General features: G+C 40.4%; 1 protein-coding gene. It reads right to left on the reverse strand.

Going from position 1 to position 17361, the window contains the following annotated elements; genetic code table 11:
• Nucleotides 1-2: 2 nt before the first annotated feature.
• Nucleotides 3-17321 carry a non-ribosomal peptide synthase/polyketide synthase gene (locus tag MHB46_RS01360; protein WP_341161356.1) on the reverse strand — a complete coding sequence of 5773 codons (17319 nt, stop codon included), beginning with the start codon at nucleotides 17319-17321 and terminating at the stop codon, nucleotides 3-5.
• Between the last annotated feature and the right edge of the window lie 40 nt (nucleotides 17322-17361).

Consider the following 17361-nt stretch of genomic DNA (forward strand, 5'->3'; position numbering starts at 1 on the left):
TTTTATTCGAAGTTATTCAATACGTCTTCAAACTCATCCATATTCAGATCGTCTACTGTAAAATCACTGAGTGTAGCTTCTGAATAGTCCATTTCTGCACAATGGGTTATTATGTTTACTAAATGCTTTTTAAAACTCACCGCTACCCCTTCAATAGTACTCTTCTCATACTCGCCCTGGTTGTAGCTAAAGTTTAATTCCAGCTTCCCGCCTTCTACAGTTCCGCCGTTAATATCAATACAATACTCACTTTTATAGTTTGGTCCTGTAGACTCTCCGGCAGGAATATCAGACACTCCAAATAAATTGTCTACATTATCCTGGTTGAATTGACCGAGGTAATTGAAGCTTATTTCAGGGTTTAGATTAAAGTTTAAATCGGCTTTGTTTTCCGGCAAGGTAAGATATTTTAGTATGCCGTAACCTATCCCTTTGTTAGGTATCTGCCTGATGTTTTCTTTTACCGATTTGATCATGCGGGAAATATCGAGTTGTCCGCTGACATCTAACACCACGGGATACTGGGTGGTGAACCATCCCACGGTCCTGCTTATGTCAATGTCTTTAATGATTTCCTCCCTGCCGTGCCCCTCCAGACTGATCAGAACCTTATCATTTCCGGTCCATTCCCTCACTGCTAATCCCAAGGCGGTAAGCAATATGTCGTTTACTTCTGTGTTATAAGCATGGTTTACCCGCTTTAGCATCTTCTCAGTCTCTTCAATACTCAGCTCGATCTTGACGCTATTGTTATTCATATACCTTCTTTCTTCAATCTCTCGGTCTTTTGGAAGCGGTATTGTTTCAGTTTTTTCCAAATTGGTCCAGTAATTTATTTCTTTTAATAGTTCAGGGCTATTGGCATACTCATCAAGCCTCTGTGCCCAATCTTTGAAAGAGTCGGTCTTGTTGCTGAATTTTATTTCATCATTGTTTAGCGCCTGTCTGTATCCTATGTCCAAATCTTCCAGTATGATTCTCCACGATACCCCATCAACTACAAGGTGGTGAATAGCTATTAGCAGGTGGTCCCCTTCTTTAGTCTTAAACAGACCAACCTTAACTAAAGGACCGTTATACAAGTCCATGCTCCTCTGAATCCTCGACGCTTCCAGCTCTATTTTTTCCCGGTAATTATAGCTGTCCCTAAGGTCTACAATTTCCAATGAAAAATGTTCACCTTCAAGGTTTTTGTTGTATTGGAGTATATTTTGATCCTCTATTTTTACCACTGTTCTAAAAATATCGTGGTGCTCTACAAGCTTTGACAATACTTTTCGAATAATAGCTTCTTCAAATCCGTTACGCCCATATATCATTATTTCCTGATTAAAATGATGGATATCCTTGCTGTCTTGTTTATACAACCATCTTTGTATAGGTGTTATCGGTACTATGCCTTCTACCGGGCCTTGATGAATTCTTCGGCTTGTAGATTGTATATATTCGACGAGTTCCTCAATTACAGGATGTTTGAATAAGTCCCGCATTTCAAGCTTTAGCCCATGGACGTTAAGACGCGACATTACCTGTATGGCTTTTATTGAGTCTCCTCCAAGGCTGAAGAAATTATCTTTTACCCCGATGTTTTCAGTTTTTAGTACGTCTTCCCATACTTTGGCCAGTATTTCTTCTCTTTCGTTTCTAGGAACTACATGCTCTACTCCGGTATTAATATTCCCCTGTGGTTCAGGCAATGCTTTCCGATCAATTTTACCGTTGGCATTAAATGGCAGCTGTTCCAGCTGCATGAAATATGCTGGTACCATGTAGTCAGGTAGTTCGTTTAAGAGATGCTCCCTTAGCTCGGAAATGGTCAATTCATTTTCCCCTACAATATATGCACACAGGTACTTCTTCCCTTGCTGCTCTTCCTTTGCAATAACCACTGCTTCCTTAATAGCAGTGTGCTTCACCAGATGTGCTTCAATTTCTCCAAGCTCTATTCTAAAGCCTCTTATCTTTACCTGGTGGTCGATCCTGCCCATGAATTCGATGTTCCCATCAGGAAGCCGCCTTACTAAGTCCCCTGTGCGGTACACTTTTTCGCCGGGAATAAACGGGTTAGGTACAAATTTTTCTGCTGTCAGTTCAGGTCTATTCAAATAGCCCCTTGCAAGACCGCTTCCACCTATCACAAGTTCACCGGCCACTCCTACAGGAGTTAATTGGTTGTGCTTGTCCAGTATATAAAGGTATACATTCTGTAAAGCTTTCCCTATAGGTACTGTTATAAGTTCTTCTGCTATTTTCTTTGTTATACTGTAACCCGCTGCATATATCGTGGACTCTGTAGGCCCATAGATATTTTCCAGAGATGTGTTCTCTGAGACATCGAAAAGCTCATGGACAAGCTTTTTGGGCAGCGCTTCTCCAGCAGCAAAAATATACCTGAGAGTTGATGGCAGTTTTATACCATTATCTTTTAAAGTATGTACCATTATATTCAGCATTGATGGTACAAAGTTTACATGGGTTATCTTATGCTTGTTTATTACCTCTACTAACTCCATAGCTTCCTTTTCCACACCTTGGCGTGATATTACAAGCTTTCCTCCGTTGAGGAACCAGCCAAATATCTCAGCTACGGATACGTCAAAGGTATAAGTTGTTTTAAATAGAAAAGCGTCTTCCGCTTTAAGCGGATACATGGCCTGGAGGGCTGTAATTATGTTTACAACGCTAGTATGCTCAATCATTCCACCTTTGGGCTTCCCTGTCGAACCTGATGTATAAATGACGTACGCAAGGTCCGAGGGTTTGTTTACATTTTCAAGCTTTGAGTTCTCTTCATTTAAATATTCTTCCTCCAGATATATAATATCCGCATCAATCTGCTTATTTTCCATAAAGGTCCTGGAGGTCAAAAGGATCTGGGAACCACTATCGTCCAACAAATACTTTATCCTTGTATCAGGATAATTAGGATCTATCGGCAGATACGCCCCTCCAGCTTTCAATATGGCAAATATCCCCACAATCATCTCAAATGAACGTTCGGCCATAATTCCTACAATACGGTCAGGCTTTACCCCTTTGTTCCTCAATACTCTGGCCAAATGATTTGCCTTTCCGTTCAATTCCCTGTAAGTCAAGTGCTTGTCTTCATATACCACAGCTATGTTGTCAGGTGTCCTTTCCACCTGCTCAGCAAACAGCTCATGTATGGTTTTGTCCTGCGGATAGTCTTTCTTAGTATCATTAAAGTCTATCAGCAACTGCTTTCTTTCTTCATGACTTAATATAATAAGCTTGTCAACTGACCCTTTGGGGTTATGGATAAACATATTTAAAATATTAATAAAATAGTCTATACACTCTTCTGCCTGTTTTCTTTCCAATACTTTGTCCGAGTAGATCAAGCTTATATTAAGATCATCGAATGTATTACTTACTGTAAAGTCAAGACTTGTATTGGTTGCTTCATATTCATCAACTGAAATTCTATCTTTAACATCACCGATTTCTTTGTTTATTATCTCGTTATATATATGAAAATCCACATAATTGAATATGGTATCAAATAAAGGATTTTCCTCTTTGTTTTCTTTTCCGCCCAGGATATTTATGATCTCAAATAAAGGCAGTCTTCCATAAAGCTTTAAGTTTATTAATTTCTTTTCTGCAACTTTTATCAATTCCTCCCATATATCGATTTTATCAAAACACATTTTGACGGGAACCGTATTTAAGAAGCACCCCAGCATCTTATCTCCATCTTCGCATACAGGTCTGTTATTTTCTACCAAACCTACGACAAAGTCATCCTCGTATGAAAGCATATTGAGCATATAAGTGTATGCAGCAAAGCAAAGTGTCTTTAAGCTTACATCATATCTTCTGGCAGTACTTCTTAAATCACCTAAAAATTCCTGACTTAAATGGCGTGTTACATGGTCTACTTTATAAGATTTTTTTGTTTTTCCATGAATATTTGCAGGCATATTCAACCTTTTATATTCACTTAATTCCTCTCTCCAATAATTAATTACTTCCTGGTTGTCCTTAATTGTCATTTGGTCTGCTATATAATCTTTATAGCTGCATTTAAGCCGTGTTGGTATATAATCTTTTTCTTGCTTAAGCTTAGAGTATAGGTTTGAAACTTCCGTAATCAATGAAGCAACACTCCAGCCATCCAGGATAGCATGGTGGAATATCAGAACCAGACAAATATGGTTTGCGTCAAGTTTGAATATTCTTATCCTCCAAAGGGGCTTTGATATATCAAACGGATTCGCTCTGTCATTTTCCAAATATTTGTTTATATACTCAACCTGCCCTGTCCTGCTAAAATTCATGATATCTATCTGCTCAATATCAAGACTACTGCCCTTGTAAACAATTTGCACAGGAGTTTCAAAATCCTCTAAATTAAAAACCGTCCTTAAAATATCATGTTTTGACGTCATTAGAAGCATCGCTTCTTTAAATGCTGGGAAATCAAAGTCTTTGTCATTCAGATGAAATGCAAATTGGTCATGATAAACTGCATTTTCATAGTCTTTTTTGGAATGATAAATCATACCCAGCTCTATGTGACTCATCGGATATATATCTTCCATGTCCGAAGGTAACTTTTCTGAGAGAGTTTCATTCATCAATATTCGCTGTTTAAATAACTCCAGTTCTTCCCTTGCTTTACCCATCTTACTGTTAAAAGCTTCCGTATCTTTTACTTTTAAGAATGCAGACAATCTCTCAATATCAGGATTCATGTATATATCCCTGATTTGGATGTTTATATCCAACTTTTTGCATATTGTGCTGACTAATGATATTGCACGTATAGAATCTCCGCCTATTTTAAAGAAGTTGTCCCTTATTCCTACCTGTTTTGCTCCAAGCACTTCCTGCCATATTTCAACCAGTTTCTCTTCCACTTCATTCCGCGGCGCTACATATTCTGTTCCCGTACTCATACTTCCGTCAGGCTCGGGCAATGCTTTCCTGTCTATTTTTCCATTAGGGGTCAATGGCAGCTTTTCCATCTGCATAAAGTAAGAAGGGATCATGTAGTCCGGGAGCTCTTTTGACAAGTGTTCCCTCATCCCCTGTACGGTTATTTCTTGATCCGGTACGACGTACGCACAAAGATACTTATTTCCGTCAGCTCCTTCTTTGTCCAATACCACTGCTTCTTTTATTGTTTCATGCTTTAATAACCGGTTCTCTATTTCACCCAGTTCTATCCTGTAGCCTCTTATCTTTACCTGATGGTCGATCCTGCCCAGGTATTCTAGGTTGCCGTCAGGCAGCCACCTTGCCAGGTCACCTGTCCTGTACATCCTTTCACCCGGTGCGAATGGGTTTGCTGCGAATTTTTCTTCTGTAAGTTCCGGTCTGTTCAAGTACCCTCTTGCCAGTCCATCCCCTGCTATACATAGTTCTCCCGCTACTCCTATCGGCTGCAGGCCCTTTTCCTTACTCACAACATATAACTTAATGTTATCTATGGGCTTTCCTATTGGTACAAGCTCCAATTCTTCTTCCGTGGAGCAGCCAAAGTAGGATACATCTACTGTTGCTTCTGTTGGTCCGTACAGGTTATGCAGGCTTGTTCCTTTTTCTTTGTACAGCAGCTTGTTGAACTTTTCTACTTGCTTCAGGTTCAGTGCTTCTCCACTGGCAAATACCTGCTTTAAGCTTGCTATTTCCTCTATTATCCCCTTTTCCTCTACATACTCTAAAAATACACTCAACATGGATGGTACAAAGTGCATTGTGGTAACTTTATTTTTTTCGATTGCCTTCACGATTTCTTCCGGATTTTTTTCTCCTCCCGGTATCAGCAGGCAGACTTTGGCCCCAGTAAAGCTCCACCACAATAATTCCCATACCGATACGTCAAAGGTATAGGGAGTTTTCTGCAGGATCACATCACCTTCAGCTATCGGGTATTGCTTCTGCATCCAGTTGATACGGTTGATTACGGAGTAGTTCTCTATCATTACCCCTTTGGGTTTGCCGGTAGAACCGGATGTATATATTACATAAGCCAAGTTTTCAGGTTTACTAATTAACTTTGGATTTGATACATCCCCAGTAAATAGTTCCTGATTTTCTATGCTAATAAATTCAGCATTTCTGTAACTACCTTTAGCATTTATAAATTTATCCTGTATCAGAATAATTTGGCTGCCACTGTCATCAAGCATAAACTGGATCCTGTCTTCAGGGTATTCAGGAGCTATGGGTAAATAAGCCCCCCCAGCTTTTAGGACAGCCATGATCCCTATGATCATTTCCGGGGAACGTTCTACCATAATTCCCACTACACTATCAGGTTTTATTCCCTTTTCTCTTAATTTTCTGGCCAGTTGGTTTGCCTTTTCGTTTAGCTCCCTATAAGTCAGCTGTTTATCTTCAAACACTACAGCAATATTATTGGGTGTCCGTTCCACCTGTTCCTCAAAAATCTGATGGATGGTCTTTTCCCGAGGGTATCCTGCTTTTGTATTATTAAATTCATATAATATTTGATGTTTTTCGTCTTGTGACAGCATATCAATTTCTAATAGCCTTTTTTCAGGAAAGGCTGCTGCCTCTTCCAATACATTAAGGTAATGGGCAATAAGCCTTATAACTGACTCTTTCTTAAACAACCTGGTAGCATACTCCAATTCAAATGCAATACCGTCCTCTGTTTCCTCAGCGTTTAAAGTCAAGTCAAACTTGGATATTCTTACTTCACTGTCATAGGGCATAAACCTTAGCCCATCCATCTTCACTTCTGATGCCTCGATATTTTGCAGTACAAACATAGTATCGAAAAGTGGATTTCTGCCCAGATCCCTTTCCAGGTTAAGCTTATCTACCAGTTCTTCAAATTGGTAATCTTGGTTTTCGTAAGCCCTTAAGGAGTTTTCTCTTACTTCATTAAGGAAGTCCACAAAAGTCTTTCCACCTTGAGGGTGATTCCTCATGGCTAGCGTGTTTACAAACATACCAATAACGTCCTGAAGATCAGTATGCGGCCTTCCTGCAACGGGACTTCCAACTATAATATCTTCCTGTCCGGTGTACTTGGATAAAAGGACATTGTATGAAGCTAAAAGTACCATGTAGAGCGTGGCACCATTATTCACTGCAAGTTTGTTCAGTTTAACAGCAAGCTCCTTGCCTGCTTTGAAACTGATCACATCTCCCTCAAAACTCTGTATAGCTGGCCTAGGGTAGTCTAGCGGCATATTAAGCAAAGGAATTTCTCCTTTGAATACTTGGAGCCAGTATTCTTCCTGCTTACTAATTGTCCCATCAGCAAACAGCCTGTTCTGCCATACGGAAAAATCCTTGTACTGAATCTTAAGTTCCGGAAGTTCCTTACCTTCATACAGGCTCATAAATTCTCTTACCAGTATGTCGTCAGACACCCCGTCAGATATAATATGGTGCTTATCAGACATCATAATATATCTGTCTTCTCCAACTTTTATAAGCCCAACCCTAAGTAAAGGAGCCTCATCAAGGTCAAAGGTCCTAATAAATTCACTGGCTATTTTCGCAGCTCTTTCCTCATCGGTTTCCATATACATAACACTAAAATCCACATTGCTATGGACCTTTTGTACCGGTTTACCATCTATCATATGGAATGAGGTACGGAAAGACTCATGTCTGTCAACAAGCTCCCTAAAAGCCTGTTCAAAGCGCAGTTTATCGAGTTTGCCTTCAATTAGCATAATACCAGGCATGTTGTATGCCATCCCAACTGCGTCAAGCTGGTTTAGAATATACAGCCTTTTCTGGGCGGATGAAATTGGATAGTACTCCATCTCCCCAGCCGGCCCAATAGAATGAAATACACTCTCCTTTGCAATCTTGATGCACTCGGCAACTTCAGACATATTTGGGCTCTTAAATATTTCTTTAAGCGGTATGTTTACATTGAACTCTTTGTGAATCCTGGCAATAAGATTTGCTGCCCTTAAGGAATGTCCCCCCAGCTCAAAGAAATTGTCGTTTCTTCCCACTTTCTCTATACTAAGGATATCCTGCCACAACCCCGCAAGTTTCTCCTCCACTTCACCCAAGGGTGCGACATACTCTATTCCAGCATCGATATTGCCGTCAGGTTCGGGCAATGCCTTCCTATCTATTTTGCCATTGGGAGTCAGCGGCAGCTTTTTTAACTGCATAAAATAGGATGGTATCATATAGTCTGGAAGGTCCTTTAAGAGATGTCCCCTTAGTTCTGCTATTGTTAATTCATTTTCCCCTGCCACATAGGCACACAGATACTTGTTTCCCTTCTGATCTTCCCTTGCAATAACCACTGCTTCCTTTATTGAAACGTGCTTTAGCAGTTGTGCTTCTATTTCCCCCAGCTCTATTCTAAATCCCCTTATCTTTACCTGATGATCTACTCTTCCTAAAAATTCCATATTCCCATCAGACAGCCATCTGGCCAGATCCCCTGTACGATACATCCTTTCCCCTGATATAAACGGGTTAGGTACAAATTTTTCAGCTGTCAGTTCGGGCCGGTTTAGATATCCCCTTGCAAGCCCTTCTCCCCCTATGCACAACTCACCCAAAACCCCTGTAGGCTGAGGTCTCAAGTGTTTGTCAACAACGTAGTATTTTATATTTTGCATTGGCTTTCCGATAGGTACACTCCCGGATTCCAAATAGCTTCCCAGTCTCTTTTCGTAATAACTGGAATCTATGGTGGACTCAGTAACCCCATAGCTATTAACAACCCGCAGTTTCTCTCCATACCAGGATTGTAATCTTCCATAATCTTCCACAGAGAGAGTATCTGATCCAAGTATAAGCAACTTGAGGCTATCAATAATCAAAGCATTATCATGGATATAATCCATAAGAGGAATAATCAGTGCCGGTGTGGATTCAAAGATGGTTATTTTATGGGTTTTAATAAGTGAATATAATCGTGCAGGATCGTATCTCTCCTCGGATGAACAAATAACCATTTGGCCTCCGTTGAGCAGCGTTCTCGAAACATCTCCCACAAATACATCAAAAGAAAAACTTGCGATTTGCAACAGCTTTACATCCATATCCGCAAGCCTATATTCCTTTTTCCATGCGTAAGATATGTTGACAAGACTTCTATGCTCTATCATGATCCCCTTTGGCTTTCCTGTGGTTCCTGATGTATAAATGACATATGCTAAATTACAAGATTTATTAATGACAGGAAGATTTTCTGTTCTCCCGTTGTAATTCACACAGTCATCAAAGCTTATAATATCAAGATCAAATTTAATTTTTTCTTTATGATGTTCTTGCGTAAGAATAATTCTAGCCAAGCTGTCATCGATCATATATCTGATTCGTTCTTCAGGATATTCGGTGTCTATGGGTAAATACGCGCCTCCTGCTTTAAATACAGCAATTACACCTATTATCATTTCTATGGACCGGTCTACCATTATAGCTACTACACTGTCAGGTTTTAATCCCTTGTCCCTTAAGATCCAAGCCAGTTGATTGGCCTTTTCATTAAGTTCTCCGTAAGTCAAGTATTTATCTTCAAATACTACTGCTATGTTATCAGGCGTCTTTTCCACTTGTTCTTCAAATAGCTCTTGTATGGTCTTATCCTTAGGATATTCTACTTTTGTATCATTGAAGCCATAGATTATTTGCTGTTTTTCCTCCTGGGACAACATATTTATTTCCGACAACCTTTTAAACGGATTTGCGGTTATCTCTTCCAACACGTTAAGGTAATGAGCCGCCAACCTTTTTATAGTCTCTTTTTTGAAAAGCCGAGTACAATATTCAAAGCTAAAAGCCATACCATCTTCACGCTCTATTGCATCAATGGATAGGTCAAATTTTGATATTCTATACTCTAGCCCGTTATTAAAAGGTCTGAAGCTTATACCAGGTACTGCAAATTCTACCTTAGAGGCATTTTGCATGGTAAACATAGTATCAAACAGTGGGTTTCTGCTCATGTCCCTCTTCAAGTTAAGCTTCTCAACCAGTTCTTCAAATTGGTAATCCTGATTGTCATAAGCCCTTAGAGCGTTTTCTCTTACTTCATTCAAGAATTCTACAAAGGTACTATCTCCCTTGGGGTAATTTCTCATAGCCAAGGTATTTACAAACATACCAAGGATATCCTGCAGGTCTGAATGTGGCCTTCCGGCTATAGGGCTTCCAACGATTATGTCTTCCTGTCCGGTGTGCTTAGACAGCAATATGTTGTATGCCGCGAGCAGTGTCATGTAAAGCGTAGCCCCATTATCCCTTGCAAGCTTGTTTAATTTATTCGTAAGCTCACTGCCTGCTTCAAAGCTAAAAAAATCCCCTTCAAAGCTTTGTATTACAGGCCTTGGATAGTCTAGCGGCATATTCAGTACAGGTATTTCTCCCTGGAATGCTTGGAGCCAGTATTCCTCCTGGCTGCTAATTCCGCCCTCATCAAACAGTTTATTCTGCCATACAGCGTAGTCCTTGTACTGTATCCGAAGTGCTGGAGGGTTGTTTCCTTCATAAAGATCCATAAACTCACGAATCAGTATGTCCATGGAGACACCATCGGATATAATGTGATGCATATCAAACATCATAAGATGCCTGTCTTCTCCCGTTTTTACAAGCTCTACCCTTAGCAGAGGAGCCTTGCCAAGATCAAAAGGTCTGGCAAATTCCCCAGCATACTCTGCGGCTTTTTCTTCGTTAGTTTCAAAGTACATCACGCTGAATTCCACATGGTCATGAACCTTCTGGACCGGGTTACCATCGATCATGTGGGACGATGTTCTAAGAGTCTCATGCCTTTTTACCAACTGCCTGAAGACTTCCTGGAAACGCGCTGTATCAATGCTTCCTTCCAGCAGCATAATACCAGGCATGTTGTATGCTGTCCCTGCCCCTTCAAGCTGGTTTAGTATATACAGCCTTCTTTGTGCAGATGACATAGGGTAGTATTCCATTTCTCCTGCCGGTTGGATTGACTGATATAGGCTCTCCTTTGAGTCTTTAATATATCTGGCAATTTCTAAGATGGTTGGTGTCTTGAATATTTCCTTAAGAGGTATGTCTATATTGAACTCTTTGTGAATTCTTGCTACAAGGCTTGTTGCCTTTAACGAGTGTCCCCCAAGCATAAAAAAGTTATCATTTCTTCCTACCTTCTCTATTCCAAGGATATCCCGCCACAACAGCGCAAGTTTCTCCTCTATTTCTCCCGAAGGTACTACGTATTCTACGCCGGTATTAACATTGCTATCGAGCACAGGCAATGCTTTCCTGTCTATTTTTCCATTAGGGGTCAATGGCAGCTTTTCCATCCGCACAAAGTAGGAAGGGATCATGTAGTCCGGGAGCTCTTTTGACAAGTGTTCCCTCATCCCCTGTACGGTTATTTCTTGATCCGGTACGACGTATCCACAAAGATACTTATTTCCGTCAGCTCCTTCTTTGTCCAATACCACCGCTTCTTTTATTGCTTCATGCTTTAATAACCGGTTCTCTATTTCACCCAGTTCTATCCTGTAGCCTCTTATCTTTACCTGATGGTCGATCCTGCCCAGATATTCTAGGTTGCCGTCAGGCAGCCACCTTGCCAGGTCACCTGTCCTGTACATCCTTTCACCCGGTGCGAATGGGTTTGCTGCGAATTTTTCTTCTGTAAGTTCCGGTCTGTTCAAGTACCCTCTTGCCAGTCCATCCCCTGCTATGCATAGTTCTCCCGCTACTCCTATCGGCTGCAGGCCCTTTTCCTTACTCACAACATACAACTTAATGTTATCTATGGGCTTTCCTATAGGTACAAGCTCCAATTCTTCTTCCGTAGAGCAGCCAAAGTAGGATACATCTACTGTTGCTTCTGTTGGTCCGTACAGGTTATGCAGGCTTGTTCCTTTTTCTTTGTACAGCAGCTTGTTGAACTTTTCTACTTGCTTCAGGTTCAGTGCTTCTCCACTGGCAAATACCTGCTTTAAGCTTGCTATTTCCTCTATTATCCCCTTTTCCTCTACATACTCTAAAAATACACTCAACATGGATGGTACAAAGTGCATTGTGGTAACTTTATTTTTTTCGATTGCCTTCACGATTTCTTCCGGATTTTTTTCTCCTCCCGGTATCAGCAGGCAGACTTTGGCCCCAGTAAAGCTCCACCACAATAATTCCCATACCGATACGTCAAAGGTATAGGGAGTTTTCTGCAGGATCACATCACCTTCAGCTATCGGGTATTGCTTCTGCATCCAGTTGATACGGTTGATTACGGAGTAGTTCTCTATCATTACCCCTTTGGGTTTGCCGGTAGAACCGGATGTATATATTACATAAGCCAAGTTTTCAGGTTTACTAATTAACTTTGGATTTGATACATCCCCAGTAAATAGTTCCTGATTTTCTATGCTAATAAATTCAGCATTTCTGTAACTACCTTTAGCATTTATAAATTTATCCTGTATCAGAATAATTTGGCTGCCACTGTCATCAAGCATAAACTGGATCCTGTCTTCAGGGTATTCAGGAGCTATGGGTAAATAAGCCCCCCCAGCTTTTAGGACAGCCATGATCCCTATGATCATTTCCGGGGAACGTTCTACCATAATTCCCACTACACTATCAGGTTTTATTCCCTTTTCTCTTAATTTTCTGGCCAGTTGGTTTGCCTTTTCGTTTACTTCCTTATAAGTCAGCTGTTTATCTTCAAACACTACAGCAATATTATTGGGTGTCTTTTCTACCTGCTCTTCAAACAGTTGATGTATAGTCTTATCCTTAGGATACCGGACCTTTGTATCGTTAAAGTCATATAGTATTTTCTGCTTTTCTTCCTGTGAAAGCATATCAATTTCTGACAACCTTTTTCCAGGATAAACCGTTATCTCTTCCAGAACATTAAGGTAATGGGCTGCAAACCTTTCTACAGTCTCTTTCTTGAACAGCCTTGTGGCATATTCCAAATCAAATGCAATACCTTCCTGGGTTTCCCGAGCATTTAATGTCAAGTCAAATTTGGATATTCTAAATTCATTTGTATAGGGTATAAACTTAAGCCTATCTATCTTCAATTCTGATGAGCCGGTATTTTGCAATACAAACATAGTATCAAAAAGAGGATTCCTGCTCATATCCCTCTTTACATTAAGCTTTTCCACCAGTTCTTCAAACTGGTAGTCCTGATTTTCATAAGCCCTTATAGAGTTTTCCCTTACTTCCTTTAGAAACTCAGCAAAGGTCTTTTCTCCCTGGGGATAGTTCCTCATGGCTAAAGTATTTACAAACATACCTATTATGTCTTGTAAATCTGTATGAGGTCTTCCAGCTATAGGGCTTCCCACTATAATATCTTCCTGCCCCGTATACTTAGACAGCAGTATGTTGTATGAAGCAAGCAATGTCATGTAAAGAGTAGCCCCATTATCCCTTGCAAGCTTAATAAGTTTTCCCGTAAGCTCACTGCCTGCTTCAAAACGGATAAAACCTCCGTCAAAGCTTTGAACCGCAGGCCTTTGGTAATCTACTGGCATATTCAGCACAGGAATTTCTCCATTAAATTCCTGGAGCCAGTATTCCTCCTGCTTCTTTATTTTGTCCCCAGCAAATAGTTCCTTCTGCCAAACAGAATAGTCCTTGTACTGTATACGGAGGGAAGAAGGGTTATTTCCTCCATACATATCCATGAACTCATGTACCAGTATATCCATGGACGTACCGTCAGATATGATATGGTGCATGTCAAACATCATGACATGCTTGTCTTTTCCCGTTTTCACAAGGCCTACTCTTAGCAGCGGAGCAATTCCAAGATCAAACGGCTTTATAAATTCTTTTACGATTTCCCCCACTTTTTCTTCGTCAGATTCTAGATACACTACACTAAAACCCACAGGATCATTGATCTTCTGGACGGGTTCACCCTCTATGAAATGGAAAGATGTTCGAAGGGTCTCATGCCTATTTATAAGCTGTTGGAAGGTCTTCTGAAAAAGCTCCAGATCAATACTGCCTTCAACCAGCAAGCTGCCTGGCATATTGTATGCTGTCCCTGCTCCTTCAAACTGATTTAATATATACAGCCTTCTTTGGGCTGATGACATAGGGTAGTATTCCATCTCTTTAGCAGTTTGGATGGATTGATATATACTCTCCTTTGCTTCCTTCATATACCTTGCTATTTCCGCTATAATTGGAGCCTTAAATATTTCCTTAAGAGGCATGTCTATATTGAACTCTTTGTGAATTCTCGCTACAAGGCTTGTAGCCTTTAAAGAGTGTCCACCTAACATAAAGAAGTTGTCATTTCTTCCTATCTTCTTAATTCCAAGGATGTCTTGCCAAATCAGTGCAAGCTTCTCTTCAAATTCGCCTATAGGCGCTTCATACTCTATTCCCGTATTTATATTACCTTCGGGTTCAGGCAATGCCTTCCTGTCTATCTTGCCATTAGCTGTCAATGGCATTTTTTCAAGCTGCACAAAGTATGATGGTACCATGTATTCGGGCAGTTCTTTTAAGAGATGCTCCCTTAGTTCTGATATTGTCAGCTCATTTTCTCCCGCTATATATGCACACAGGTATTTACTGCCCTGATGGTCTTCCTTTGCAATCACCAAAGATTCCTCAATTGAAGGATGCTTTAGCAGTTGTGCTTCTATTTCACCAAGCTCTATCCTAAAGCCTCTTATCTTTACCTGGTGGTCTATTCTACCCAGGTATTCCATTTCTCCATCAGATAATAACCGGACCAGGTCTCCAGATCTATATAACCTCTCTTCCGGCTTGTACGGATTTTGAACGAACTTTTCCTTTGTAAGCTCCGGTCTTCCAAGATATCCTCTGCAAACTCCGTCTCCTCCTACACAAAGCTCTCCGGCTACTCCAATGGGAACAACTTTCATGTTCTTATCCATTACATATGTTGTAAGGGTTGGTATAGGCCTTCCTATGCTGCTCACATTAGATCTAATTTCTTCCTCTTCTATCTCTTTATATGTGACATGCACTGTTGTCTCGGTTATTCCATACATATTGATGAGTCTAGTCTGCGGGTACTTCTTTCTCCATTCCTTCAACAATGCAGGCTTTAATGCTTCCCCTCCGAATATGACATATCTTATCTTAAGTTCTTTTTCTTCATATGATACTTCTTCATTGGCTATATTATAGAAGGCTGAAGGTGTCTGATTTAATACGGTCACCTTCTCATTCCTTAGAAGTCTCAGATACTCTACATTGCTGCGTGCTGTCATTTTAGGAACTACCACCAATCTGCCCCCATATAACAACGCCCCGTACATCTCCCATACGGAAAAATCGAAACTCATAGAATGAAACATAGTCCATACATCATTTTCGTTAAAATCAAACTGCATTTTACTGTTAAATAACAGCCTTACTATGTTTCTATGCTCTATCATTGCCCCTTTGGGTTTACCTGTAGAGCCTGAGGTATATATTAAGTAAGCTAGATCGGAAGGTTTATTTACCTCCGATAAGTTATATTGTTCATCTGAATATTCCTGCTCATCTTCTAAATTTATTACTGTACCTATTGATGTATATTTGTCTATAAAATGTGATTGGGTCAACAGGATCACTGCCCGGCTGTCTTCCAGCATATGACTTATTCTTTCCTCAGGATAATCTGGATCTATGGGAAGATATGCCCCTCCTGCTTTTAATACCCCTAGGATTGCTACTATCATCTCAAGTGAGCGTTCTGCCAGAATACCTACGATACTGTCCGGTTTGACTCCTTTAGCCCTTAATACATGGGCCAACCCATTTGATTTTTTATTGAGTTCACTAAATGTAAGCTTTTTACCCTCAAATACCACAGCTACATGATCAGGGTTCTTCTCTGCCTGCTCTTCAAAAAGCTGATGGATAGTCTTGTTTTTAGGATACTGTGCCTCTGTAGCGTTAAAGGTATATAGGATTTGCTGTTTTTCTTCCTGTAACAGTACATCACTTTCCCACAACCTTTTTTCAGGGCATGCCGTTATCTCTTCAAGAACGGTAATGTAATGGGTTCCAAACCTTTTTATTGTCTCCTTCTTAAACAGCCTGGTACAATATTCAAGGTTAAATGTTATACCTTCTTGACCCTCTACCACTTCAAGCATAAGGTCAAATTTTGCCTTTCTGCCTTCCAGCCAGTTGTTGTATTGTTTGAAGTTTATACCCGATGCTGCAAATTCTGTCTTGTTTGAAGTGCGCAGTGCAAACATAGTGTCAAAAAGAGGATTCCTGCTCATGTCCCTCATGAGATTAAGTTTTTCTACAAGTTCTTCAAACTGGTAGTTCTGATTTTCAAAAGCCAAAAACGCATTTTCCCTTACTTCCTGCAAGAATTGGACGAAGGTCTTTTCTCCCTCAGGATAGTTCCTTATGGCCAAGGTATTTATAAACATACCAATGATACCCTGCAGGTCAGCATGGGGCCTTCCGGCTACAGGACTTCCAACTATGATGTCTTCCTGTCCAGTGTATCTGGACAGGAGTACGTTATATGCAGCCATCAGTACCATGTATAAGGTAGCTCCATTATCTGTTGCAAGCTTATTTAGTTTGACTGAAAGTTCAGGGTTTATTTCAAAGCTTACAGCATCTCCTTCAAAACTTTGTACCGCCGGTCTTGGATAGTCAGTAGGCATATCCAGTACCGGTATATCACCCTTAAATGTCTGGAGCCAGTATTCTTCCTGCTTCTTTATTGAGTCTCCGGCAAACATCTCCTTCTGCCATACAGAAAAATCCTTGTACTGTATCCGTAGTGGCAAAAGGGTCTTCCCTTGGTACAAATCCAAAAACTCACTCATAAGTATATTGACTGATATACCATCTGATACTATGTGGTGCATGTCAAACATCATAACACGCCTGTCTTCGTTCGTTTTTACAAGTCCTACTCTCAGTAATGGAACTTGGCTAAGATCAAAGGGCGTTATGAATTCTTTGACTATTTCTGCTGCTTTTTCTTCATCCAGTTCCAGGTACGTAATACTGAAATCCACGTAATCATGAACCTTTTGTACTGGTTCACCCTCAACCATATGAAATGATGTGCGCAGAGCCTCATGTCTTTTTACTAGCTCCTTGAATGCCTGTTCGAAGCGTACTGCATCAATGTTTCCTTCCAGCAGTACGACGCCTGGCATGTTATATGCAGTACCTGCTCCTTCAAGCTCGTTTAGTATATACAGCCTTTTCTGGGCAGATGACATAGGGTAAAATTCCTGCTCTCTGGCAGAAGGTATTCCAGAAAAGGCATTTGGCGTATATTTTGAAACATCTTTTCCTTTTTCTTTTAGCATCGTCTCAAATAGCTTTCTTTTTTCTGGAGAAAGAGATTCTATTCTTTTCATCAAATTATCCATAACTTCGTCCCTCTTCTCTATTTCATCTCTTTTAATTCCT

Origin of the sequence: Paenibacillus sp. FSL H7-0703, assembly GCF_038003485.1 — a bacterium.
In the GTDB taxonomy this organism is placed as follows: domain Bacteria; phylum Bacillota; class Bacilli; order Paenibacillales; family Paenibacillaceae; genus Paenibacillus; species Paenibacillus polymyxa_B.